Origin of the sequence: Pseudomonas sp. CCI1.1 (assembly GCF_034348165.1) — a bacterium.
GTDB classification, from domain to species: Bacteria; Pseudomonadota; Gammaproteobacteria; order Pseudomonadales; family Pseudomonadaceae; genus Aquipseudomonas; species Aquipseudomonas paracarnis.
The window spans coordinates 1,448,008-1,470,607 of sequence record NZ_CP133780.1; the positions used below are offsets into that span (position 1 = coordinate 1,448,008).

Sequence of the window (22,600 nt, forward strand, 5' to 3'; positions counted from 1 at the left end):
CGCCGCAGTGGCACAATTGCCCTCCCCAACACAGGATTGCCCCATGCTGCAGCTGAAAACCGACGCCCTGATGGCCACTCCGTGCGACGACGAAGAAGACAACATGGCCATGCTTTGCTGTCACGGCAAGAACGGCGAAATGTTCATGCTCACCCGTTACCCGGATGAAGATGAAGTGGAGCTGACCTGGGATTACGAGCCTTCGACCCTCGATGGGCTGAAAGTGACGCTGGGCGACACCACCTTATTGATCGAACTGGCGGCCGGCGATGCCGATGCCCTGGGCGGCAAGGACCAGTTGGAGATCACCCACAGCACCGCTGCGGCAGACATGGCCGAAGTGCAGGAAACGCTGCAGAACATCCTCACAGGCACCGGCACTTTCATTCGGATCTGAATGCACCGAAGACCCCATGTGGGAGCTGGCTTGCCTGCGATGCAGGCGGTGGGGTCTTTCAGCCAGACCGAGTTGAGGCCATCGCAGGCAAGCCAGCTCCCACAGTGACCGTGCTTTACCTGCCCAGACGCTTGCTATCCCATGGGTTTTGCTAAAAATACCCATCAAGCCGTTAGTCGCCGCACCCCGCGATGCATTAAAGTAAACGCCCCAGGCCCGGTGTTCTGTCACGACACCCAGGCTCATCTTTCCAGGAACCGTCATCGATGGAACATCGTGAAGCGCTGCTTGCGCTGCGAACCTTTCTTTCTACGCAGATTCTCGGCCAGGAAAAACTCATCGATCGCCTGCTGATCGCCCTGCTCGCCGACGGCCATATGCTGGTCGAAGGCGCACCGGGGCTGGCCAAGACCAAGGCGATCAAGGAGTTGGCCGAAGGGATCGAAGCGCAGTTCCATCGTATTCAGTTCACCCCCGACCTGCTGCCCGCCGACATCACCGGCACTGAGATCTATCGCCCGGAAACCGGCAGTTTCGTGTTCCAGCAGGGGCCGATCTTCCACAATCTGGTACTGGCCGACGAAATCAACCGTGCCCCGGCCAAGGTCCAGTCGGCCTTGCTTGAAGCGATGGCCGAGCGTCAGGTCAGCGTAGGCCGCAGCACCTATGAGCTGTCGCCGCTGTTTTTGGTGATGGCCACGCAGAACCCCATCGAACAGGAAGGCACCTACCCGCTGCCCGAAGCGCAGCTCGACCGGTTCCTGATGCACGTCAAGATCGGCTTCCCGGACGCCGCCGTCGAGCGCCGCATCCTGCAGCAAGCCCGCGGCGAAGCACTCAATGGCGAAACCAAGCCCGAGCGCCGGGTCAGTCAGCAGGCCATCTTTGCTGCGCGTAAGGAAATCCTCGGCCTGTACATGGCCGATGCCGTGGAGGAATACCTGGTGCAACTGGTGATGGCCACGCGCACCCCTGCCAAGTTCGACCCGGAAATGGCCGAGTGGATCGCCTATGGCGCCAGCCCCCGTGGTTCCATCGCCCTGGACCGTTGTGCCCGAGCCCATGCCTGGTTGGCCGGTCGCGATTTTGTCAGCCCGGAAGATATCCAGGCGGTGCTGTTCGACGTGCTGCGTCACCGCATCATCCTGTCGTTCGAGGCCGAAGCCGCCGGTGTCGACCAGGACCGCGTGGTGCAACGCATTCTCGACGTCGTTGCCGTCGCTTGAAGTCGATGAACGCAAGCGATGGTATCCGCGTAACCCTCAGTGAATTGATTGAGATGCGCCACCGCGTGCGTGAAGTGCAGTTGTTCTCCACGCCTGGCCAGCGTAGCCCGCTGGTGGGCCTGCATCACTCCAAGCTGCGCGGGCGTGGCGTCGATTTCGACCAGGTGCGCGTGTACCAGGCCGGCGACGACGTGCGCACCATCGACTGGCGCGTGACGGCGCGTACCCAGGAGCCGCACACCAAGCTGTTCCACGAAGAGCGCGAACGGCCGATTTTCATCATGGTCGAGCAAAGTTGCCGGCTGTTTTTCGGCTCGGGGCAAATGTTCAAGTCGGTGCTCGCCGCCCAGGCCGCCAGCCTGATCGGCTGGGCCGCCCTGGGCCATAACGACCGGGTGGGCGGGCTGGTGTTCGGCGACAATGAGCACTACGAGATCAAGCCACGGCGCAGCAAGCAAAGCCTATTGCAACTGCTTAACCGGCTGGTGCGGGTCAACCAGAGCCTGGATACCGAGCGTCAGCCGGAAGCGGATGCCCTGGGCATGGCCTTGCGCCGTGGCCGCGAGGTACTGCGCCCGGGCAGCCTGGTGGTGGTGATCTGTGATGAACGCGCCCTCACCGAAGGCGCCGAGCAACAGCTGAGCCTGCTGGCGCGCCATTGCGACCTGCTGTTGTTGCCAATCTCCGACCCGTTGGACCACGCCCTGCCCGCCGCCGGGCTGCTGCGTTTCGCACAAAGAGGTGCGCAACTGGAACTGGACACACTGAACATCGACCTGCGCCAGGCCTACAAGGCCCAAGCCGAAGCGCGTATCGCCCGCTGGGAACTGCTCGCGCAGAAACTGCGGCTGTTGTTGATGCCCTTGAGCACCCAGAGTGAAATGGTCGAGCAACTGCGCGAATACCTCAACCCGCAACGCCCGGTTAAAAAACCATGAGCAGCCTGGACCAACTGCAACCGCTGATTGCCCCACCCGCCATTGGCTTCTGGCCACCTGCGCCGGGCTGGTGGCTGTTGCTGCTGGTGATCCCACTGCTCGGTTGGGGCTTGTGGTGGCTGCGTCGTTTCCTGCCGGCCCGCCGCCCCGTGGCCCGTGCCGAACAACCGCTGGACCCGTTGCGTATCGCCGCCCTGGCCGAGTTGGCGTTGATGCCCAAGCCCTACGACGGAGCGCCAGCGGGCGCCTGGTTGCAGCAACTCAACGGCCTGCTCAAGCGCCTTTGCCGTAATGACTACCCTTATAGCCAGAGCCACACCCTCAACGGGCGCAAATGGCTGGCCTTCCTGGATAACCGCTGCCCCGCCGCCGGCCTGACGCGCTGGATGGTGTTGGTGGAAGGCGCCTACAAGCCCGAATGCAAGCTCGACGACAAAGCCATCGCCGGTCTCACCCAAGCCGTCGACACCTGGATTCGCAAACATGTTTGAGTTCGCCTGGCCGTGGATCTTCGTCCTGTTGCCACTGCCCTGGATCATGCGCCTGGTGCTGCCCGTGGCCGACAGCGGCGAACCGGCGCTCAAAGTCAGTTACCTCAGTGACCTGGAAGGCTTGGCCCGGCGTCGTGCCCGGGTCAACCTGCCCGGCTGGCGCCAGCAAGCCCCATTCGTGGTGCTGTGGCTGCTGCTGTTGACCGCCGCCGCCCGCCCGCAATGGCTGGGCGAACCCTTGCCGATTGCTGCCAGCGGCCGGGATTTGCTGGTGGCGGTGGATGTCTCCGGCTCCATGGACTTTCCCGACATGCATTGGCAGGACGAAGACGTCAGCCGCCTGGCCCTGGTCAAGCACCTGCTGGGAGACTTTCTGGAGGAGCGTGAAGGTGACCGCGTGGGCCTGATCCTGTTCGGCAGCCAAGCCTACCTGCAAGCGCCCCTGACCTTTGACCGCCGCACCGTGCGCACCTGGCTGGATGAAGCGCGCATCGGCATTGCCGGCAAGAACACCGCCATCGGCGACGCCATCGGCCTGGCCCTCAAGCGTCTGCGCCAACGCCCGGCGCAAAGCCGCGTGCTGATCCTGGTCACCGACGGCGCCAACAACGCCGGGCAGATCGACCCGTTGACCGCCGCGCGCCTGGCGGCCGAGGAAGGCGTAAAAATCTACCCCATCGGCATCGGTGCCGACCCCGAGCAAACCGGCTCCCTGGGCATCCTTGGCGTAAACCCGAGCCTGGACCTCGACGAACCGGCGCTCAAGGCACTGGCCGAGGCCACCGGCGGCCAGTATTTCCGCGCCCGGGACGGCGAGGAACTGCTGAAGATCAAGGACACCCTCGACACCCTCGAGCCCGTGGAACAACAACCCACCCAGGCCCGCCCGGCCCAGGCGCTGTACAGCGGCCCGTTGGCCTTGGCGTTGGTGTTGAGCCTGCTGCTGGTGATCCAGGAACGCTGGCCGAACAACGCTTTGCAACGAGCCTTCAATAGGCTATCGAGCAGGGGCATCTTTTTGCAGCAACACCCTGAATGGCGCCAGCGCCTACAGCGCCTGCGCTTGCGGAGGCGTCGATGATCGCGCTGTGGCCGCACTGGTTGCGCCCCTGGTGGCTATTGCTGCTGCCCCTGCTTGGCTGGTTGCTGTGGCAGCTATGGCATCGGCAAAAGCGCGCCGGGCGCTGGCAGATGATCCTGCCGCCGGCGTTCCATGCCGAGTTGCTCAGTGGTGGCAATGGCCGCGAGAGTAGATCGCCATGGGTGGTGCTCGGCATCGCCTGGCTGTTGGCCGTGCTCGCGTTGCTGGGCCCCAGTTGGCAACGGGTTGAACAGGCCAGCCAGAAACCTTCCGACCCCCTGGTGGTGCTGCTGGAACTGACCCCGGAAATGCTCGCCACCGACAGCCCGCCCAACCGCCTGGAACAGGCGCGGCGCAAGCTGTATGACTTGCTGCAAGCACGCACCGATGCTCAAACAGCCATCATCGTGTATGCCGGCAGCGCCCATACCTTGGTGCCGCTGTCCGATGACCTGGCTACCAGCCGCAACCTGTTGGAAGCCCTGCGCCCATCGATCATGCCCGAGCCCGGCCATCGTGCCGATCTGGCCGTGGAAAAAGCCCTGGGCCTGCTCAAGCAAGGCGGCCTCGGCCAGGGGCGCCTACTGCTGGTCGGTTCCTCACTGTCCAAACAAGAGCGCCAAGGCATCCGCCTGCAACTGCAAAATGCCCAGGCACCAACGTTGTCGATCCTCGGCATCGGCAGTCGCGAAGGCACGCCGGTGACGCAGGAGAGCGGCGAATTCCTCAAGGACGACCAGGGCGCGATCCTGGTGCCGCGTCTCGACAGCCCGACCCTCAAGGCGTTCGCCAGCGAAATGGGCGGCCGCTACCGTGCGGCACGCCTGGATGACAAGGACCTGCGCCAACTCGGCATGCTCGACAGCGCCCAGGCCCTGCGCGACGACGGCCAACGGCTGCGCCTGGACAGCTGGGCCGACCAGGGTTACTGGCTGCTCTTGCCGTTGTTGCTGCTGGCCGCGTGCGCCGGGCGTCGCGGCTGGCTGTTCTGCCTGCCCTTGTTGCTGATGGGCGCGCCGCAACCCAGCTACGCCTTTGGGCTGCAGGACCTGTGGCTGCGCCCCGACCAACAAGGCCAGTACCTGCTCAAGCACAAACGCCCGGCCGAAGCCGCCGAACACTTCCAGGACCCGCAATGGCAAGGCGTGGCGCTGTATGAAGCCGGCAATTACGCCGAGGCCATCAAGCGGTTTGCCCAAGGCAGCGACGCCTATTCTCACTACAACCGCGGCAATGCCCTGGCCAAGGCCGGTGAACTTGAAGCGGCCCTTGATGCGTATGAACAAGCCCTGGAAGCCCAGCCCGATTTGCAGCCCGCGCTGAAAAACAAGGCCCTGGTTGAAGCGCTGATGCAGGAGCAAGCGCAGCCCGAGCCGGACCCGCCCGCAAAAAACGCAGATGACGAAACCGCCCAACCCGGCCAAACTGCGCAACCGGGCACCAGCGCGCAAACGGCCCAGGGCGGCGAGCAATCGTCCCACGGCCAGGGCGAAGCCGGCACGGGTGAGACCCAGGCCAACGCCCCGCCACAGGCCGGTGGCAATGAAGTGCCAGGCAGCGAACTGGGTGACGAGCAGACCACCACGCCGCCACTGCGCCCTGCCGACACGCGCCTGGAAGGCGAGCGCCGCCAAGCGCTGGAGCAATGGTTGCAGGAAATCCCGGACAACCCCGGCGAGCTGTTGCGCCGCAAATTCTGGTACGAACAGCAACAACATCAGGACACCACTCGATGAGCCGCCGCACTACCCTTTTGCTCCTGCTCGCGTTGTCGGCAGGCCACGCCCAGGCGGCGGACCTGGTCGCCAGCGTAGACCGCAGCCGCCTCAACTCCGGGGAAACGGTGGAGCTGACGGTGCAATCCAGTGATGTAACCCAGTTTGGCAAACCGGACCTGTCGCCCCTGGACGCGCAGTTCGAAGTCAGCGGCACCCGCCAGATCAACCAACTCACCACGCTGGACGGCGACAACCACGCCACCACCCGCTGGATCATCACCCTGTTGCCCAAGGTAAACGGCAACGTGGTGATCCCGCCGCTGCAGGTGGGCGCACTCAAGACCCAGCCGATCACCCTGCAAGTGGTGGAAAGCGCCAGCCAGAACACCAGCGCCGAACTGGCCCCGGTGTTCATCGAAGCCAGCCTCGACCAGACCAGCGTGTACGTGCAGGCCCAGGCCCTGTTGACCGTGCGCGTCTACCACTCGGTGTCGCTGTATGACGACAGCAGCCTCACGCCCTTGCAGATACCGGATGCACGTGTCGAACAACTGGGCGAATCACGCACCTATGAAAAGGTCATCAACAGCATTCGCCATGGCGTGATCGAAACCCGCTACGCCCTCTACCCGCAACACAGCGGCGCTGTGGTGATTCCGGCGCAGACCTTCAGCGCTACCCTGGTGGAATCGCGACCGCCCCAGGAAAACACTCTGCAGGGCACCAAGCCGGGCAAGATGATTCACGTTAGCTCAGCGCCCCTGCCCTTGACGGTCAAACCCAAACCGGACGCCTACCCCGCCGACACCCCCTGGTTGCCCGCGCGCAGCCTGACCTTGAGCGAAGGCTGGAACCCCACGCCGGACCACGTGCAAGTCGGCGACTCTCTGACCCGCAGCCTTACCGTGGAGGCCGAAGGCCTGTCCAGCGCACAACTGCCGGCGCTGCCCGGCACCGAGGTCAACGGCCTGCGCCGCTACCCCGACCAACCAGTGATGGCTAACCGTACCAGCGACCGCGGCCTGACCGGCAGCCGTGAAGACCGCGAAGCCCTGGTGCCGACCCGCGCCGGCGAACTGGAACTGCCCGCCGTGGAAGTGGTGTGGTGGAACACTCACGAAGATCATCTGGAACGCACCAGCCTGCCGGCGCGCACCGTGCACGTGGCGGTGAACCCCAGCCTGGTGGTGGACACACCGGCGACACCGACGATCATCACCGCCCCCGACGATGACCGCCTGTGGCTGTGGCAACTGAGCACACTGATACTGGCCTGCACCACCCTGCTGGGCTTTGGCCTGTGGTGGCGCGCACGCCGGCAACCGGCGGTACAACGCGCCGCGCAAACCGGTCCCAGCCCACGCACCCTGCTCGACGACCTCAAGCGCGCCACCCAGGCCAACGACCCCCACGCCACCCGCCAGGCCCTCGACGCCTGGGCGCGGCAACAACCCGAAACCCTGGCCGACATGGCCGCACGGTTTGTGCCGCTGTCAGATGCCCTGGATGGCCTGAATGGCGCGCTGTACAGCGAAAGCGGTCAATACTGGTTGGGTGATGACCTGTGGCGAGCGATCAAAGCCATCCCCGTGGCCGAACGCGAGCAAGACCCGGCCACCGACACCACCAGCTTGCCGCCGCTCTACCCCAAGTAACCCCCGAGCCTGCTCGTTCCCACGCTCTGCGTGGGAATGCCGCCCCGGACGCTCCGCGTCCTGGTTTTACGCCCTGTGCAACGGTGACGCAGGGCGTCACGGGATGCATTACCACGCAGAGCGTGGGAACGATCAATGGCGAGCGATCAAGGCAATCCCCGTTGCCGAACGCGAACAAGACCCGACCACTGATACCACCAGCTTGCCGCCGCTCTACCCCAAGTAACCCCCGAGCCTGCTCGTTCCCACGCTCTGCGTGGGAATGCCGCCCCGGACGCTCCGCGTCCAGGTTTTACGCCCTGTGCAACGGTGACGCAGAGCGTCACGGGATGCATTACCACGCAGAGCGTGGGAACGATCAATGGCGAGCGATCAAGGCCATCCCCGTTGCCGAACGCGAACAAGACCCGACCACTGATACCACCAGTTTGCCGCCGCTCTACCCCAAGTAACCCCCGAGCCTGCTCGTTCCCCCGCTCTGCGTGGGAATGCCGCCCCGGACGCTCCGCGTCCAGGTTTTACGCCCTGTGCAACGGTGACGCAGAGCGTCACGGGATGCATTACCACGCAGAGCGTGGGAACGATCAATGGCGAGCGATCAAGGCCATCCCCGTTGCCGAACGCGAACAAGACCCGACCACTGATACCACCAGCTTGCCGCCGCTCTACCCCAAGTAACCCCCGAGCCTGCTCGTTCCCCCGCTCTGCGTGGGAATGCCGCCCCGGACGCTCCGCGTCCAGGTTTTACGCCCTGTGCAACGGTGACGCAGAGCGTCACGGGATGCATTACCACGCAGAGCGTGGGAACGATCAATGGCGAGCGATCAAGGCCATCCCCGTGGCCGAACGCGAACAAGACCCGACCACTGATACCACCAGTTTGCCGCCGCTCTACCCCAAGTAACCCCCGAGCCTGCTCGTTCCCCCGCTCTGCGTGGGAATGCCGCCCCGGACGCTCCGCGTCCTGGTTTTACGCCCTGTGCAGCGGTGACGCAGAGCGTCACGGGATGCATTACCACGCAGAGCGTGGGAACGATCAATGGCGAGCGATCAAGGCCATCCCCGTTGCCGAACGCGAACAAGACCCGACCACTGATACCACCAGTTTGCCGCCGCTCTACCCCAAGTAACCCCCGAGCCTGCTCGTTCCCACGCTCTGCGTGGGAATGCCGCCCCGGACGCTCCGCGTCCAGGTTTTACGCCCTGTGCAACGGTGACGCAGAGCGTCACGGGATGCATTACCACGCAGAGCGTGGGAACGATCAATGGCGAGCGATCAAGGCCATCCCCGTGGCCGAACGCGAACAAGACCCGACCACTGATACCACCAGTTTGCCGCCGCTCTACCCCAAGTAACCCCCGAGCCCGCTCGTTCCCACGCTCTGCGTGGGAATGCCGCCCCGGACGCTCCGCGTCCTGGTTTTACGCCCTGTGCAGCGGTGACGCAGAGCGTCACGGGATGCATTACCACGCAGAGCGTGGGAACGATCAATGGCGAGCGATCAAGGCCATCCCCGTTGCCGAACGCGAACAAGACCCGACCACTGATACCACCAGTTTGCCGCCGCTCTACCCCAAGTAACCCCCGAGCCTGCTCGTTCCCACGCTCTGCGTGGGAATGCCGCCCCGGACGCTCCGCGTCCAGGTTTTACGCCCTGTGCAACGGTGACGCAGAGCGTCACGGGATGCATTACCACGCAGAGCGTGGGAACGATCAATGGCGAGCGATCAAGGCCATCCCCGTGGCCGAACGCGAACAAGACCCGACCACTGATACCACCAGTTTGCCGCCGCTCTACCCCAAGTAACCCCCGAGCCCGCTCGTTCCCACGCTCTGCGTGGGAATGCCGCCCCGGACGCTCCGCGTCCTGGTTTTACGCCCTGTGCAGCGGTGACGCAGAGCGTCACGGGATGCATTACCACGCAGAGCGTGGGAACGATCAATGGCGAGCGATCAAGGCCATCCCCGTTGCCGAACGCGAACAAGACCCGACCACTGATACCACCAGTTTGCCGCCGCTCTACCCCAAGTAACCCCCGAGCCTGCTCGTTCCCACGCTCTGCGTGGGAATGCCGCCCCGGACGCTCCGCGTCCAGGTTTTACGCCCTGTGCAACGGTGACGCAGAGCGTCACGGGATGCATTACCACGCAGAGCGTGGGAACGATCAATGGCGAGCGATCAAGGCCATCCCCGTGGCCGAACGCGAGCAAGACCTGGCCACCGACACCACCAGCTTGCTGCCGCTCTACCCCAAGTAACCCAGCCTCAACCAACACCACAAAACCCCTGTGGGAGCTAGCTTGCCTGCGATGGCGGTGTAACAGGCGGCAGATGTGCTGGCTGATACTCCGCCATCGCAGGCAAGCCAGCTCCCACAGTTGATCTGCATCGCCTGCTCGGACGCCTGCTTGCACTCAGTGATTACGACGCGGCACCTTCCATTCCCGATGGGGGAACTTGTACAGATAGTTCAGGTTATCCATATCGAACCGGCCATCCTCCTTGCCGGGGCCACCGAAGAAGCTGATGCCGATATCCAGCTTGCGCAGCAGTTTAGGGCGTGAGAGTAGCTCCTTGGCCGCGTGGTGCGCCTCGGGTGAGAACGTCCTGTCGGTGGCGATCAGGCCGGCGGCCTCTTTCAATTCATTGAAGTTCACATAGCTGTCTGTCGCCCCTGCGGCGAATTCACGGAAGTGATCGCGGATCAACCCTATTAGTTGCCGGTCACTCACGCTTGCGTACGGGCGCAGGTCCGGGGCGCTGGCCTGGGTTTGAGTGCTTCGTGCCTGACGATGGTTAGCTTGGGTTGAGCGACTTTCAGCATCCAGTTGCTCTGGTAGAGCGGTGAAAGCGCTAGTGGAAGGTGGGTTTACTGAAAAAGACATGGTGGGCCTCTGATTCATTCAGGGGTTGATTGAGAAATCCACGTTGTGCGTGGTCGCCACTCGCCCTGTGGTTCCACTTCGTTCGTCACGCCCGCTCGACATGCATTGTTAAAGGCCAGCAATCCATATCCCTTTAATTTGCAGGACGTTTCCTAGACAATCCTTTGGCCTTGCGCCTGCTCATTTCGCTGGCTAGCCTTCGCTTCGTCGCTGCAAATCAGCGATCGGGTGTGAGATCCCGTTATCAGCAGGTGCACTGCGCTACAACCGTCAATGGCGGCTGTGTGCGGGCAGACTTCGGTCTGGCCGGGTCCTGTTTTCCGGTATCTCACCCCGCACATAGCTGCCACCTTTTGACGTGTGAGATCGGCAAAAGAATGGCTCCCAATCCAAGCAGGAGCTTTATCCATGAACAAACTTATCCCCGACCCACCCTTTCCGATTTTCGTCGCCCACGAAGACCTGAGTTTCGAAGACGCTATCGCCAGCATCTCCTCGCTACTGCGTTGCGCCGCCACCACCGCCACCGAAACCGCCGAGGGCCTCAAAGGCACCCGGCGCGACATGGCCTGTTCCACCGCTCACCTGATCGACATGGCCCGCACCCTCGCCGACCGTGCGCTGGATTGCCTGCAACCCAACCCCACTAACACCCCATAACCCCTGTGGGAGGGGGCTTGCCCCCGATGGCGGTGGTTCAGTGCCAGGGATGCTGGCTGACCCAGCACCATCGACGGCAAGTCCTCTCCCACATCTGCGTCGCCTGGAGCAGCCGGTACGCAGAACAGGTAAACTCCCCTCCTTTTCATCTTCTCCACGGAGTTCGCCTTGCGTCTGTTTCATACCTCCGACTGGCACTTGGGCCAAAACCTCCACGGCCAGGAACGCGACTTCGAACACGCCTGTTTCCTTGAGTGGCTGCTGGGCCAACTCAAGGCACAGCGCCCGGACGTGCTGTTGATCGCCGGCGATATCTTCGACACGGTCAACCCGCCGCTCAAGGCCCAGGAGCGCTTGTATGACTTCATCATCAGCGCCCACGAACAACAGCCGACACTGACCATTGTGATGATTGCCGGCAACCATGACTCCGGTTCGCGCATTGAGCTGCCTGCGCCTCTGATGCGCCGCTTGCGCACCCATGCCCTGGGCCGAGTGCTGTGGCTGGATGACGGGCAACTGGATGCCGACCGCCTGCTGATCCCGCTGCCCAATGCCAAAGGCAAGATCGCCGCCTGGTGCCTGGCGCTGCCCTTCCTGCGCCCGGCGGAAGTCACCGGCGCACAGCTGGGCGATGATTACCTGCGCGGCATCGGCCAAGTGCATGAATGGCTGATCGCGGCCGCCAATGCCAAGCGCAACAAAGGCCAGGCATTGATAGCCATCAGCCATGCGCACATGGCCGGTGGGTCGATATCCGAAGACTCCGAACGCAGCCTGATCATCGGCAATGCCGAGGCGCTGCCCGCCACACTGTTCGACCGAAGCGTGGCATATGTGGCCCTCGGCCATTTGCACAAGCCGCAAAAGGTCAATGGCGAGGAGCGCATTCGCTACAGCGGCTCGCCAATCCCCCTGTCGTTCTCCGAAATCGGCTACAAGCACCAGATTCTCGACGTGACGTTCCAGGGCGAACGGCTGGTGGGCTGTGAACCGATCCTGATTCCCCGCTCCGTCAACCTGCAACGCCTGGAAGCTGCGCCCCTGGCCGATATTCTCAAGCAACTGGGTGAACTGCCCGACATCGACCTGCTCGCCGAAACCCAGCGCCACCCTTGGCTGGAAGTGCGCGTGCGCCTCGACGAGCCGCAACCGGACCTGCGCCAGCAGATCGAAACCGCGTTGCAAGGCAAGGCCGTGCGCCTGGTGCGGATCGCCGCCGACTATGCCGGCACACGCGGCAGCGCAGAGGCAGACGATGCGCAACTGATCGAACTCGACCAGCTCACGCCCCAGGAGTTGTTCAGCCGCGCCTGGCAGGACAGCTACGGCAGTGACGTGGATGAACAGACCTTGAAGGACTTCGCCGTGCTGCTCCAGGAAGTGCAACAGGAGGGCGAACAGCCATGAAGATCCTCGCCATCCGCTTGAAAAACCTCGCCTCCCTGGCGGGCCCGTTCGAAATCGACTTTACCGCCGAGCCCCTGGCCAGTGCTGGCCTGTTCGCCATCACCGGGCCGACTGGCGCGGGGAAAAGCACCCTGCTCGATGCGTTGTGCCTGGCGCTGTTTGGCGCGGTGCCGCGCCTGGGTGATACCGGCCAGGCCAAAATGCCGGATGCCGACACGGACATTTCCATCGGCGACCCGCGCACCCTGATTCGCCGCGGCACTGGCGGCGGCTATGCCGAGGTGGATTTTGTCGGTGTCAGTGGCCGTCGCTACCGCGCCCGCTGGGAAGCCAACCGCGCCCGCGACAAGGCCAGCGGCAAGTTACAGAACAGCCGACAAAGCCTGATCGACCTGGACAGCGACCAACTGCTGGCCAGCCAGAAAACCGAATACAAGACCCAGCTGGAATTGGCCCTGGGCCTGAACTTCGAACAGTTCACCCGTGCGGTGCTGCTGGCGCAAAGCGAGTTCAGCGCCTTCCTCAAGGCCAATGACAATGAGCGCAGCGAACTGCTGGAAAAGCTCACCGACACCGCGCTCTACACCCAGCTCGGCCGCCGTGCGTTCGACAAGGCCAAAGAGGCCAAGGACGCCCACAAACAGCTACAGGACCAAGCCACCGGCGTGGTGCCCCTGGCCCCCGAAGCCCGCGCCGAGCTGGATCAACAGTTGGCCCAAGCCCAGCAGCAGCTCAAGAGCCAGCAAGCCCAGCTCAAGCAGCTGGAGTTGCAGCACACCTGGCTCAAGGAGCTGCGTGAATGGCAGGAGCGCCATCAGCATGCTGTGGAGCAACTGCAACGCGACGAGCAGACCTGGGCCGACCAAGGTCAGCAACGCCAGGACCTGAGCCTTCTGGAGCAGTTGGCACCGCAACGCCATCACTTCCTGCGCCAGGCAGAACTCGCCACCTTGCTGACGCCCCTGGCGGCGCAGATTGCCCAGCACCTCGAGCAACAAACCGCCCTGCACACCCGCCAGGAACAGGCGCAACACCAGCAAGTGGCCGCCCAGGCAGCACTGGCCGCGGCCCTGAAACACCAGGCCGACGCCGCGCCCCTGCTGCGCCAGGCCATCGAAGAGCAAAACACCCTCGCCCACGTGAGCCGCGAACTGGCCAAGCGCAACGAGGAAAAACACCAGCACGAAAGCGCCTGCACCGAAGGCCAGGCCCTGCTCGACGGTTTGCAACACACGCAGGCCCAAGGCACCGAGCGCCTGCAACGCCTAGCCACCGAGCTTGAGCACAGCGCCGCCCTCGCGCCGCTGAGCGATGCCTGGAACGCCTACCGTGACCGCCTGCAACAGTTGGTGTTGATCGGCAATCGCCTCAACCAAGGCCAGGCCGAGCTGGGGCAGCTCGAACAGCGCGCCAGCGCCGCCATTGAACAGTTCACCCAACAGCGCGAAGCCCTGGATTTGCTCTACCACGAGGCCGGTGCCGAACCGCACGCGGTGGCCGAACAAATCCAGTTACTGGCCAGCCTGCTGCAAGACAATCGCAAGCAACAGCGCGCCTTCGAAGACCTGGCCCGCTTGTGGGACAGCCAGCAACAGTTGGATCAACAGGCCTCTGCGCTCACGCAAAGGCTCGCCGAGGCCGCGCAAAAACGCGAACAACTGAACCAGACCGGCCTGCAAACCAAGGCCGAACTCACCGTTGCCGAACAAACCCTGACGGTGACCAAGCAACTGCTTGAGCGCCAACGCCTGGCCCGCAGTGCCAGCGTCGAGGAATTACGCGAGCAGTTGCAGGATGACCAACCCTGCCCGGTGTGCGGTAGCCACGAACACCCCTATCACCAGCCCGAGGCTCTGCTAAAGAGCCTGGGTCGCCATGATGAAAGTGAAGAGGCGGCTGCGCAGAAAGCCGTCGACAGCCTCAAGGAACAACTTACCGAACTGCGCGGTGAAGTGGGCGGCCTGATCGCTCAGCAAAAAGAGTTCCTGCAACAACAGGAACAGTTGGCCATGCAGCAGCAGAGTTTGGCACCGAGCCTGCAAGCCCACCCACTGTCGGCCTCGCTGCTCGCCCAGGACGCCGCCAAGCGCAGCCCTTGGCTGGCCCAGCAATTGGCCCAATTGACCCAAAGCATCAGCCAGGACGAACAACGCCAAGGCGCCCTGCTCAACCTGCAACAGAACGCCGGGCGCTTGCAGCAACAATTGCAAGCGGCCCAGGACGCCAGCCAGCAAGCCCGGCAATTGCTGGTGGACCAACAACGGCAACTGGCCGGCGACCGCGAACGCCTGGAGGCGGAAATCAGCGCCTTCGCCAGCCTGTTGCCCAGCGAAACGCTGGAAGGCTTGCGCAGCGCGCCTGCGGCGACCTTCATGCAGCTCGACCAGCAGGTCAGCCAGCGCCTTGAGCAGTTGGGCCATCAACGCGATGAGCAGGCCGAGCAGCAGGAGCGCCAACAGGCCATCGAGAAACAACACACTCACCAACAGCATCGTCAGCAGCGACTCGACGCCTTGAATCTGCAAGTCGCCGAGCTGGCCGACCAGCAACACGCCGTCCAGGAAAAACTCCGCGCCTTGCTAGGGGACCACCCCAGCGCCGAGCAGTGGCAACAGCAGCTGGAGCAAGCCGTCACGCAGTCGCGCCAAAGCGAGACGGACGCCAACCAGGAACTGCACGCCGTGCACACGGCCCAGGTACAGCTGGCCGCCGACCTCAAGGCCCAACAGCACCACCAGCAGGCATTGGAGGCGGAGCAGCAAGCCCTTGCGACACGCATCGGCGAATGGCGCGCCCTGCACCCAGACCTGGATGATCAGGGCCTGGCACGCCTGTTGGCCCTTGATGAAGCCCAGGTCGCGCAGTTGCGCCAGCACCTGCACAGCAGCGAAAAGGCCGTCGAGCAAGCCAAGGTTCTGCTGCACGAGCGCGAACAGCGCCTGGCCGAACACCAGGCCCTGCACAATGGCAACCTGGAGGCCGAGCAGTTGGCCGCCACCCTGGCAACGCTTGAGCAGCAATTGCTTGAGGGTGAGAAACACTGCGCCGAACTGCGCGCACGCCAGTCCGAAGACCAGCGCCGCCAGAATGCCAACCAGGCCCTGGCCGAACAGATTGCCAAGGCTTACGAGCAGTGGCAGCGCTGGGCACGCCTGAATGCGCTGATCGGCTCGGCCACCGGCGACACCTTCCGCAAGATCGCCCAGGCCTACAACCTCGACTTGCTGGTGCACCATGCCAACGTGCAACTGCGCCAACTGGTGCGCCGCTACCGGCTTAAACGCGGCGGCAGCATGCTGGGGCTGCTGGTGATGGACACAGAGATGGGCGATGAACTGCGCTCGGTGCATTCCCTGTCCGGTGGCGAAACCTTCCTGGTGTCGTTGGCACTGGCGTTGGGGCTGGCCTCGATGGCGTCGAGCACCTTGAAGATCGAGTCGCTGTTTATCGACGAAGGTTTTGGCAGCCTTGATCCGGAGTCCTTGCAATTGGCGATGGACGCTCTGGATGGTTTGCAGGCCCAGGGTCGCAAGGTGGCGGTGATCTCCCACGTACAGGAAATGCATGAACGCATCCCGGTGCAGATCCAGGTACAGCGCCAGGGCAATGGCCTGAGCACGTTGGAGGTCAAGTGAGCGAAGCGCTGCTTTATTCGTTCCGGCGCTGCCCCTATGCAATGCGCGCGCGACTGGCGCTGCGTTATTCCGGCGTTGCGGTGAGCATCGTCGAAGTCAGCCTGAAAGCCAAGCCGGCCGAGATGCTCGCACTGTCGCCCAAGGGCACGGTGCCGGTGTTGAGCGTCGAAGGGCGAGTGATCGAGGAAAGCCTGGAGATCATGCAGTGGGCGCTGGCCCAGCACGACCCCGAAAACTGGCGGCTACAGGGCGATCCGGCGGTGTATGCGCTGATTGAAGAAAATGACCAGGTGTTCAAACATCATTTGAATCGATACAAGTACGCCGAGCGCTACCCGGAGCAACCGATGGAACACTATCGGGCCGAGGGCGAGGTGTTCTTGCGCAAGCTGGAAGATTTGCTGGCAGACCGTGAGTATCTACTCGCCGATCACCTGAGCTTGGCAGATGCAGCGCTGGCGCCGTTTGTGCGCCAGTTTGCCCATGTGAATCGGGAGTGGTTTGCGGGCACGCCCTATCGGCGTTTGCAGGCCTGGTTACAGCGGTTTCTGGATTCACCGTTGTTTATCGCGGTGATGGCAAAACCCTGAGGCCAATCCAATGTGGGAGCTGGCTTGCCTGCGATGGCATCGACTCGGTACATCAGCTATACCGAATGGTCCGCATCGCAGGCAAGCCAGCTCCCACATTGGACCGTGGCTCAGTGCTGGGTCTTGTGATCCAGCGCCGCATAGAAATTGGCGCTCTGTTGCAGGTATTTCTGGGTATAGGCCGTGACATTGGATTTTTTGCCGGTGACTTCCACGCTGGCGGCGGCAGGCAATGCCACGGTGGCGGAAACAGCAGAAGCAGCAATGATCGAGAAGAGATTGAAATTCATGGCGGTAACCCTTGTGTGCGTTTGGTTGGGTGGCCTGGGAAGGCCTTGGAACCCAACTTACGCCCGAGGGTTGAACCTTAGAAATGCTTTGAAACAGTAGCCGTTATCACTGCGATTAATACAAAGGCTCAGGCCCCGCAGTGCGGGGCCTGTGGCTTATTGACGCACCAGGAACTTGAGGTCACTGGGGGCATCAATCGGCAATTTCTGCACGGTTTTACCCAGCAGGCCGGTCTTGGGGTCGCGCTCGACGACGACAATTTCATTGCTTTTCTGGTTGGCGATCAGCAGGAATTTGCCGCTAGGGTCGAGGCTGAACTCACGCGGATGGTCGCCTTCGACAGAGCGGCGCTGGATTTCCTTGAGGTGCGCGGTGGCCGGGTCGATGCTGAACACCAGCATCTGATTGGCCGTGCCACGGTTGCTCACGTACAGGAATTTGCCGTCGTTTGACGCATGCAACGCCGCACCGGCTTTGTCGGACACCGGTTGGCCGGCGGCATAGTCGAGCAACTGGGTTTGCGTCAGCTTGCCGTCGTTGTAATCGAACACGGCTACCTGGGCGCTCATCTCAGTGGTCAGCCAGGCGTGCTTGCCGTCCGCGCTGAACAGCAAGTGACGCGGGCCGCTGCCCGGTGGCAACTGCACCGACGCCGGGGCGGCCGCCGTCAGTGGCAGCTCATGATTGGCCTTGGGGTCGTAGCGGTAGGCAAACACCTTGTCCGCCCCCAGGTCCTGCACAAATACATACTTGCCGTCCGGCGACGACACTACCGAATGCACATGATTGGACGCCTGGCGCTCCGGGTTCACACGGCTGGCCGGGTGCCCGCTCAACTGCACCGGTGCCGACAGCTTGCCGCTGGCATCCACCGGCAGGATCGCGAGGCTGCCACCCGGGTCTTCCACCACCGAGTAGTTGGCGACGAACAGGTAGCGCCCATCGGCGGCCACACTGGAATGGGTCGGCTCATTGCCCAGGCTCTGCACCTGGTTGATCAGGGTCAACTGGTGGTTCTGGGGGTCGATGCTATAGCTGCTGACACGCCCCACCGGGTCTTCCTGGCCGGGCCCGTTTTCATTGACCACAAACAACTGCTTCTGGTCTTTGGAAATCGTCAGCCAGGAAGGGTTGGCGGTTTTCGCCGCCAGCACCGGCTTGCCGCTGAACTGCCCGGTGCTACTGTCGAATTGCAGGCGGTAGATCCCTTCACTGGTGCCGGCCGTATAGCTGCCGACCAACAGTTCATGGATATCGGCCGGTGCGGCCTGCACCGACATCGCACCGACACTGCCTGCCATCAGCAGGGGCCAGAATTTACGCATCATCTGCTTCGTCCTCGTCGTTATTGTTGTCGCCCTGGATGGCGCTCAAGCAGACCAGACGGTGTTCACCGTCGTCGTTGATCAGCAACCAGCTTTGCAAGCTCTCGTCAAAGGTAGCCGCCTCCAACTGTTCTGGACTGAAGGTCCAGCGCTTGAGTTCCCGGCCATCCATGCTTTGGATCTGCAGTTGCTGATCAAGCTCGAAGTCAAAGGCGTGCAGCCCATTGATGATCAGCATATCGCTGGTAGCAAGGACGCGAGTCAGGGTGTCGGCAGTCATGGCAGTCAATCATTTTGGGGAAAGCCGCAATGATAGCCCAGGCTGTAGCCTAGAGGTTGAACACCGCACCCATGTGGGAGCGATGTGTGGGAGCCGGGCTTGCCCGCGATGCAGATGCCGAGGTGTATCAGTGACACCGCGGCGATGCTATCGCAGGCAAGCCCGCTCCCACACAAGCCCGATCTCGCCATTTGGGAGCAGGATCAGTGCGCGAACAACGAGTTGCCCTTCTGCCCTGCCAGCTTCTCAGGCTTGATCAGGAATCGCGCCAGCGCCGGCAACAGCCACAGCGCGCCGAACATGTTCCACAGCAACATGAAGGTCAACATCAACCCCATGTCGGCCTGGAACTTGATGGCCGAGAAGATCCAGGTGCACACGCCGATGGCCAGGCACAGGCCGGTAAACAGCACGGCCTTGCCGGTGGATTTCAGCGTCTGGTAGTACGCCTCTTGTAGCGGCAGGCCGGCGCGCAGGAAGCTTTCCAGGCGGCTGTAGATGTAGATGCCGTAGTCCACGCCAATCCCCACACCCAGGGCCACCACCGGCAAGGTCGCGACCTTGACGCCAATGCCCATGAACGCCATCAGTGCGTTGCCCAGTACCGAGGTCAGCACCAGCGGCAACACGATGCACAGGGTCGCCGCCCAGGAGCGGAAGGTGATCATGCACATGGTCGCCACGCACAGGTACACCAGGATCAGGATGATCAGCTCCGACTCCTTGATCACCTCGTTGGTGGCCGCTTCGATCCCGGCATTACCCGCTGCGAGGATGAATTCCAGGCCGTCCTTGTTGTTTTCCTTCGCGAAGTCCTGCACCGCATGCACGGCACGGTCGAGGGTTTCGGCCTTGTGGTCGTTGAGGAACACCAACACTGGCGCCAGGGAGCAATTGTTGTTGTACAAGCCATCGGCACGGGCGATGGAGTTGTTCAGCACATCCGGGTTGCGCGACAGGGTTTCCCATTTCAGGTTGCCCTCGTTCATGCCCTTGATCATTTGCTTGGACACGGTCACCAACGAGATCGCCGACTGCACGCCCTCGGTGTTCTGCATCTTCCACATCAACTGGTCGATGGGCGCCATGGCTTCATAGCGCGAGCAGCCTTCGGCCTTGGTCTTGACCATCACCACCAGCACGTCGGAGCTGGTGGAGTAATTGTTGATGATGAAGTTGTTGTCCTTGTTGTAGCGCGAATCCGGGCGCAATTCCGGTGCGCCTTGGTCCAGGTCGCCGATCTTCAGGTTCTGGCTGTACCAGAGGCCACCACCAAAGGCGATCAAGGCGAGGAACACCGACACCGGCGCGACTTTCGGGCTGGCAAATTTGGACAGTAGGCGCCAGAAGCTGTGTTCGCGGTTCGCGTCTTTCTTGCTCTTGGCGATGGCACGCTTGCTGATGCCCACGTAGGAAATCGCGACCGGCAGCAGGATCAGGTTAGTGAACACGATCACCGCCACGCCGATGGACGCGCCAATAGCCAGTTCGCGGATCACGCCGATGTCGATGATCAGCAGCGTGATGAAGCCCACCGCATCCGCCAGAATGGCGATCATCCCCGGCAGGAACAGTTGCCGGAAGGTGCGCCGCGCAGCGGTCAGGGCGTTGTCTGCCTCGCTGGATTGCAGGGCAATGCCGTTGATCTTTTGCACGCCATGGGAAATGCCAATGGCGAAGATCAGGAACGGCACCAGCATTGAATACGGGTCCAGTCCGAAACCGAAGAAGTGCATCAGCCCGAGTTGCCAGACCACCGCCACCAATGTCGTGCTCAACACCGCGATGGTGCTGCGCAGGCAGTTGGTGAACCACAGCAGCAGAATCAGGGTGATGACGAACGCAACGCCGAAGAACAGCACCACCATCACCAGGCCATCGATCAGGTCGCCGACCTTTTTGGCAAAGCCGACAATATGAATCTTGACGTTGGGGTTCTGGGTTTCGAACTTGTCGCGGATCTTGTCTTCCAGTTCATGGGAGAACTTGCGGTAGTCCAGGGCCAGCAACTTGCCCTGGTCCTGCGGGTCCGGGTAGGACTCCAACAGCGGGATATCAACGATGCTCGACTTGAAGTCATTGGCCACCAGCCGCCCGACCTGGCCGGACTTGAGCACGTTATTGCGCAACTGGTCGAGGCTCTGCGGCGAACCGTTGTAGCTCTGCGGGATCACTTCCCCGCCGGCAAACCCTTCTTCGGTCACCTCGGTCCAGCGCACGCTGGGGCTCCACAGCGACTTGAGGCCCGAGCGGTCCACACCGGAGATGTAGAACACCTCGTCGTGGATCTGGCGCAGGGTCTCCATGTACTCCTTAGTGAAGATGTCGCCGTCCTTGGCTTCCACCGAAATACGCACGGTGTTGCCCAGGTTGGCCAAATCGTTGCGGTGCTCCATCATTTTTTCGATGAAGGGGTGCTTGAGCGGGATCATCTTTTCAAAGCTGGTGGACGGGCGAATCAAGGTCGCCTGCCAGAACAGGAAGATACTCACCAACAGGCAGATGACGATCACCGCCGGGCGATTGTTGAAGATCAGACGCTCAAGAAAGGTCGCTTTATCGTTGTGATGACTGCTCATTGGATCCCCGCCTTCTTATTATTTTGAGAGCTCTGCGCCGGCCGATGTGGCAACCCGCACGCCACCCTGCCCCGCGAGGATCAAATTGCCATTGCCTGCTGCCGTGACCGCTGAGAGTGAAATGCGGTCCGGGCGATTGAACACACTGAAGGTCTGGCCGTCGTCATGGCTGACCACCACGCTGCCGCCGTTGCCGACCACAACAATGGAACCGTCCTCCAGCAAGGTCGCCCCCGACAGGCCAAACTCCAACGCGCCACGCGCCGCGTTCAACTGGACCTGCTCCCAGGTGCTGCCGAAATCGGTGGAGCGGTAGAGGTTGCCGCGCAACCCATACGCCAGCAGGGTTTGCGGCTGTGCGGTGCTGATCACGCCAAACAGCGAACCCTCGTAGGGGCCTTCGAGTTTTTCCCAGGTCTGGCCGTCGTCGCTTGAGCGAAACATGCTGCCTTGCTCACCGACAATAAACAGGCCGGCGCCCTTGACCTGGGCGATGGCGTTGAGGTGGTACTGGTCTTCGTTGTCGAGACGCTCGCTGACATCGTTCCAGGTTTTGCCGCCGTCGGTGGTTTCGATCAGCGCACCGTAGGCGCCCACGGCCAGGCCGTGGTTGGCGTCGTTGAACCACACATCGAGCAACGGTGCTTCGCGCTTGAGGTCTTGATATTGCTGGGTCCACGTGGCGCCGCCATCGGTACTGGCAAGAATCTGCGCATCATGGCCGACGGCCCAGCCGTGCTGGTCATCGACGAAAAACACCGCCGTGAGCAGTTGCCGAGTGGGCACTTTGGCTTGGGTCCAGGTGTTGCCCTGGTCATCGGAATAGAGGATATGCCCACGATCACCGACCGCCACCAGGCGCTTGCCTGCGTGAACCACGTCGATCATCAAGCCTTTGGCGGCCCTGGGGGATTCAATTGCAAAGACTGCGGCGGCGGGGGTATCGCTGGCAGCCAGAACCGGCAGCGACAATGCGCTGCCAGCAAGCAGCGAGAGCGCTGTGGCCAGCAACGCAACCCTGCGTGCGGCGCGTGGGCGGCAAACAACCCAACCCATGACAGGCTCACTCATAGACCTTTCTCCCATTTATTATTGTTAGGTCGTCTTCTGTTCCAGGACCTTGAAACCTGCAATCTAGAGCGCCTGGAGGAAGCAGGGGCCATCCTATCGGGCTTTGGAATCGTCTGACAATCGGCGCTACGTTATCTTTTGTTAACTGGCGGCGTTTGGCCATGTGCTGAATATAGCTACATCAGCTGAAATGATGGCCCCACGTGATCGTTCCCACGCTCCGCGTGGGAATGCATCCCCTGACGCTCTGCGTCCTCACCGCGCAAACAGCGGGGCGCAGAGCGCCCCGGGCGGCATTCCCACGCGGAGCGTGGGAACGATCAGGAGAAATGAATTTTTATTCCATCTATTGAATTTAGTGAATTT

At 62.5% G+C, this 22,600-nt stretch carries 27 protein-coding genes; 21 read left to right on the forward strand and 6 right to left on the reverse strand.

Annotated features, from left to right (window positions below; all coding sequences use genetic code 11):
* Positions 1-43: 43 nt before the first annotated feature.
* The 17 genes from RHM69_RS06245 to RHM69_RS06325 all read left to right on the forward strand — a co-directional run bounded on the left by RHM69_RS06245 (position 44) and on the right by RHM69_RS06325 (position 9,766).
* The gene (locus RHM69_RS06245; RefSeq protein WP_003190803.1) at positions 44-397 is read left to right on the forward strand and encodes a hypothetical protein; all 354 of its coding nucleotides are present in this window, start codon (positions 44-46) and stop codon (positions 395-397) included.
* A 266-nt stretch (positions 398-663) separates the two neighbouring features.
* The gene (locus RHM69_RS06250) at positions 664-1,623 is read left to right on the forward strand and encodes an AAA family ATPase (protein WP_020301524.1); all 960 of its coding nucleotides are present in this window, start codon (positions 664-666) and stop codon (positions 1,621-1,623) included.
* A gap of 5 nt (positions 1,624-1,628) precedes the next feature.
* A complete protein-coding gene (locus RHM69_RS06255; RefSeq protein WP_014718313.1) occupies positions 1,629-2,561 on the forward strand; it encodes a DUF58 domain-containing protein in 933 nt (310 codons plus the stop codon).
* On the forward strand, positions 2,558-3,052 hold the full coding sequence (locus RHM69_RS06260; protein WP_003190798.1) for a DUF4381 domain-containing protein: 495 nt from the start codon (positions 2,558-2,560) through the stop codon (positions 3,050-3,052). Before RHM69_RS06255 ends, RHM69_RS06260 begins: the two co-directional genes overlap by 4 nt.
* Positions 3,045-4,133, forward strand: a complete 1,089-nt coding sequence (locus RHM69_RS06265; protein ID WP_122365615.1) for a vWA domain-containing protein — start codon at positions 3,045-3,047, stop codon at positions 4,131-4,133. Before RHM69_RS06260 ends, RHM69_RS06265 begins: the two co-directional genes overlap by 8 nt.
* A complete protein-coding gene (locus RHM69_RS06270; RefSeq protein WP_200599204.1) occupies positions 4,130-5,869 on the forward strand; it encodes a tetratricopeptide repeat protein in 1,740 nt (579 codons plus the stop codon). Before RHM69_RS06265 ends, RHM69_RS06270 begins: the two co-directional genes overlap by 4 nt.
* Entirely contained in the window at positions 5,866-7,506 is a 1,641-nt protein-coding gene (locus RHM69_RS06275; protein ID WP_019820202.1) for a BatD family protein, read from the forward strand. The genes RHM69_RS06270 and RHM69_RS06275 overlap by 4 nt, the downstream gene beginning before the upstream one ends.
* Positions 7,507-7,609: 103 nt before the next feature.
* Entirely contained in the window at positions 7,610-7,732 is a 123-nt protein-coding gene (locus tag RHM69_RS06280) for a hypothetical protein (protein ID WP_020301527.1), read from the forward strand.
* A 103-nt stretch (positions 7,733-7,835) separates the two neighbouring features.
* Positions 7,836-7,958 (forward strand): hypothetical protein, encoded by a 123-nt coding sequence (locus tag RHM69_RS06285; protein WP_020301527.1) that lies wholly within the window; start codon positions 7,836-7,838, stop codon positions 7,956-7,958.
* A gap of 103 nt (positions 7,959-8,061) precedes the next feature.
* Complete coding sequence (locus RHM69_RS06290) at positions 8,062-8,184, forward strand: hypothetical protein (RefSeq protein WP_020301527.1); 123 nt, start codon at positions 8,062-8,064, stop codon at positions 8,182-8,184.
* A 103-nt stretch (positions 8,185-8,287) separates the two neighbouring features.
* Complete coding sequence (locus tag RHM69_RS06295; protein WP_020301527.1) at positions 8,288-8,410, forward strand: hypothetical protein; 123 nt, start codon at positions 8,288-8,290, stop codon at positions 8,408-8,410.
* Between the two features lie 103 nt (positions 8,411-8,513).
* Entirely contained in the window at positions 8,514-8,636 is a 123-nt protein-coding gene (locus RHM69_RS06300; protein ID WP_020301527.1) for a hypothetical protein, read from the forward strand.
* Between the two features lie 103 nt (positions 8,637-8,739).
* Positions 8,740-8,862 (forward strand): hypothetical protein, encoded by a 123-nt coding sequence (locus RHM69_RS06305; RefSeq protein WP_020301527.1) that lies wholly within the window; start codon positions 8,740-8,742, stop codon positions 8,860-8,862.
* 103 nt (positions 8,863-8,965) lie between these two features.
* The gene (locus RHM69_RS06310) at positions 8,966-9,088 is read left to right on the forward strand and encodes a hypothetical protein (protein WP_020301527.1); all 123 of its coding nucleotides are present in this window, start codon (positions 8,966-8,968) and stop codon (positions 9,086-9,088) included.
* Between the two features lie 103 nt (positions 9,089-9,191).
* Positions 9,192-9,314, forward strand: a complete 123-nt coding sequence (locus RHM69_RS06315; protein WP_020301527.1) for a hypothetical protein — start codon at positions 9,192-9,194, stop codon at positions 9,312-9,314.
* Between the two features lie 103 nt (positions 9,315-9,417).
* The gene (locus RHM69_RS06320) at positions 9,418-9,540 is read left to right on the forward strand and encodes a hypothetical protein (protein ID WP_020301527.1); all 123 of its coding nucleotides are present in this window, start codon (positions 9,418-9,420) and stop codon (positions 9,538-9,540) included.
* Between the two features lie 103 nt (positions 9,541-9,643).
* Positions 9,644-9,766 (forward strand): hypothetical protein, encoded by a 123-nt coding sequence (locus RHM69_RS06325; protein WP_020301528.1) that lies wholly within the window; start codon positions 9,644-9,646, stop codon positions 9,764-9,766.
* A gap of 156 nt (positions 9,767-9,922) precedes the next feature.
* Here the strand turns inward: RHM69_RS06325 and RHM69_RS06330 are convergent, their stop codons facing one another.
* Positions 9,923-10,393, reverse strand: coding sequence for a hypothetical protein (locus RHM69_RS06330; protein WP_173877528.1), 471 nt, complete (start codon positions 10,391-10,393; stop codon positions 9,923-9,925).
* A 408-nt stretch (positions 10,394-10,801) separates the two neighbouring features.
* On the opposite strand from RHM69_RS06330, the gene RHM69_RS06335 reads away from it, so the two are divergent.
* From RHM69_RS06335 to RHM69_RS06350, 4 genes are all read left to right on the forward strand, one after another.
* Complete coding sequence (locus RHM69_RS06335; RefSeq protein ID WP_014718308.1) at positions 10,802-11,053, forward strand: DUF6124 family protein; 252 nt, start codon at positions 10,802-10,804, stop codon at positions 11,051-11,053.
* 168 nt (positions 11,054-11,221) lie between these two features.
* On the forward strand, positions 11,222-12,463 hold the full coding sequence (locus RHM69_RS06340; protein WP_200600399.1) for an exonuclease SbcCD subunit D C-terminal domain-containing protein: 1,242 nt from the start codon (positions 11,222-11,224) through the stop codon (positions 12,461-12,463).
* Positions 12,460-16,098 (forward strand): AAA family ATPase, encoded by a 3,639-nt coding sequence (locus RHM69_RS06345; RefSeq protein ID WP_200600401.1) that lies wholly within the window; start codon positions 12,460-12,462, stop codon positions 16,096-16,098. Before RHM69_RS06340 ends, RHM69_RS06345 begins: the two co-directional genes overlap by 4 nt.
* Positions 16,095-16,688, forward strand: a complete 594-nt coding sequence (locus tag RHM69_RS06350; protein ID WP_019820206.1) for a glutathione S-transferase — start codon at positions 16,095-16,097, stop codon at positions 16,686-16,688. Before RHM69_RS06345 ends, RHM69_RS06350 begins: the two co-directional genes overlap by 4 nt.
* A gap of 110 nt (positions 16,689-16,798) precedes the next feature.
* On the opposite strand, the gene RHM69_RS06355 is transcribed toward RHM69_RS06350, so the two are convergent.
* The 5 genes from RHM69_RS06355 to RHM69_RS06375 form a co-directional block, all read right to left on the reverse strand.
* Entirely contained in the window at positions 16,799-16,978 is a 180-nt protein-coding gene (locus tag RHM69_RS06355; RefSeq protein WP_003190784.1) for a hypothetical protein, read from the reverse strand.
* A gap of 156 nt (positions 16,979-17,134) precedes the next feature.
* On the reverse strand, positions 17,135-18,307 hold the full coding sequence (locus tag RHM69_RS06360) for a lactonase family protein (protein WP_200600403.1): 1,173 nt from the start codon (positions 18,305-18,307) through the stop codon (positions 17,135-17,137).
* Entirely contained in the window at positions 18,297-18,584 is a 288-nt protein-coding gene (locus RHM69_RS06365; protein WP_014718303.1) for a DUF5629 family protein, read from the reverse strand. The genes RHM69_RS06360 and RHM69_RS06365 overlap by 11 nt, the downstream gene beginning before the upstream one ends.
* A 203-nt stretch (positions 18,585-18,787) precedes the next feature.
* Positions 18,788-21,163 carry an efflux RND transporter permease subunit gene (locus RHM69_RS06370; protein ID WP_032903192.1) on the reverse strand — a complete coding sequence of 792 codons (2,376 nt, stop codon included), beginning with the start codon at positions 21,161-21,163 and terminating at the stop codon, positions 18,788-18,790.
* A gap of 18 nt (positions 21,164-21,181) precedes the next feature.
* Positions 21,182-22,219, reverse strand: coding sequence for a WD40/YVTN/BNR-like repeat-containing protein (locus RHM69_RS06375; protein WP_032903191.1), 1,038 nt, complete (start codon positions 22,217-22,219; stop codon positions 21,182-21,184).
* Positions 22,220-22,600 lie beyond the last annotated feature (381 nt).

Bases quoted from the DNA above. Each gene is read 5' to 3' on its own strand.
- RHM69_RS06245 (WP_003190803.1), top strand. From the start codon at position 44: ATGCTGCAGCTGAAAACCGACGCCCTGATGGCCACTCCGTGCGACGAC.
- RHM69_RS06250 (WP_020301524.1), top strand. From the start codon at position 664: ATGGAACATCGTGAAGCGCTGCTTGCGCTGCGAACCTTTCTTTCTACG.
- RHM69_RS06255 (WP_014718313.1), top strand. From the start codon at position 1,629: ATGAACGCAAGCGATGGTATCCGCGTAACCCTCAGTGAATTGATTGAG.
- RHM69_RS06260 (WP_003190798.1), top strand. From the start codon at position 2,558: ATGAGCAGCCTGGACCAACTGCAACCGCTGATTGCCCCACCCGCCATT.
- RHM69_RS06265 (WP_122365615.1), top strand. From the start codon at position 3,045: ATGTTTGAGTTCGCCTGGCCGTGGATCTTCGTCCTGTTGCCACTGCCC.
- RHM69_RS06270 (WP_200599204.1), top strand. From the start codon at position 4,130: ATGATCGCGCTGTGGCCGCACTGGTTGCGCCCCTGGTGGCTATTGCTG.
- RHM69_RS06275 (WP_019820202.1), top strand. From the start codon at position 5,866: ATGAGCCGCCGCACTACCCTTTTGCTCCTGCTCGCGTTGTCGGCAGGC.
- RHM69_RS06280 (WP_020301527.1), top strand. From the start codon at position 7,610: ATGCATTACCACGCAGAGCGTGGGAACGATCAATGGCGAGCGATCAAG.
- RHM69_RS06285 (WP_020301527.1), top strand. From the start codon at position 7,836: ATGCATTACCACGCAGAGCGTGGGAACGATCAATGGCGAGCGATCAAG.
- RHM69_RS06290 (WP_020301527.1), top strand. From the start codon at position 8,062: ATGCATTACCACGCAGAGCGTGGGAACGATCAATGGCGAGCGATCAAG.
- RHM69_RS06295 (WP_020301527.1), top strand. From the start codon at position 8,288: ATGCATTACCACGCAGAGCGTGGGAACGATCAATGGCGAGCGATCAAG.
- RHM69_RS06300 (WP_020301527.1), top strand. From the start codon at position 8,514: ATGCATTACCACGCAGAGCGTGGGAACGATCAATGGCGAGCGATCAAG.
- RHM69_RS06305 (WP_020301527.1), top strand. From the start codon at position 8,740: ATGCATTACCACGCAGAGCGTGGGAACGATCAATGGCGAGCGATCAAG.
- RHM69_RS06310 (WP_020301527.1), top strand. From the start codon at position 8,966: ATGCATTACCACGCAGAGCGTGGGAACGATCAATGGCGAGCGATCAAG.
- RHM69_RS06315 (WP_020301527.1), top strand. From the start codon at position 9,192: ATGCATTACCACGCAGAGCGTGGGAACGATCAATGGCGAGCGATCAAG.
- RHM69_RS06320 (WP_020301527.1), top strand. From the start codon at position 9,418: ATGCATTACCACGCAGAGCGTGGGAACGATCAATGGCGAGCGATCAAG.
- RHM69_RS06325 (WP_020301528.1), top strand. From the start codon at position 9,644: ATGCATTACCACGCAGAGCGTGGGAACGATCAATGGCGAGCGATCAAG.
- RHM69_RS06330 (WP_173877528.1), bottom strand. From the start codon at position 10,393: ATGTCTTTTTCAGTAAACCCACCTTCCACTAGCGCTTTCACCGCTCTA.
- RHM69_RS06335 (WP_014718308.1), top strand. From the start codon at position 10,802: ATGAACAAACTTATCCCCGACCCACCCTTTCCGATTTTCGTCGCCCAC.
- RHM69_RS06345 (WP_200600401.1), top strand. From the start codon at position 12,460: ATGAAGATCCTCGCCATCCGCTTGAAAAACCTCGCCTCCCTGGCGGGC.
- RHM69_RS06355 (WP_003190784.1), bottom strand. From the start codon at position 16,978: ATGAATTTCAATCTCTTCTCGATCATTGCTGCTTCTGCTGTTTCCGCC.
- RHM69_RS06360 (WP_200600403.1), bottom strand. From the start codon at position 18,307: ATGATGCGTAAATTCTGGCCCCTGCTGATGGCAGGCAGTGTCGGTGCG.
- RHM69_RS06365 (WP_014718303.1), bottom strand. From the start codon at position 18,584: ATGACTGCCGACACCCTGACTCGCGTCCTTGCTACCAGCGATATGCTG.
- RHM69_RS06370 (WP_032903192.1), bottom strand. From the start codon at position 21,163: ATGAGCAGTCATCACAACGATAAAGCGACCTTTCTTGAGCGTCTGATC.
- RHM69_RS06375 (WP_032903191.1), bottom strand. From the start codon at position 22,219: ATGGGTTGGGTTGTTTGCCGCCCACGCGCCGCACGCAGGGTTGCGTTG.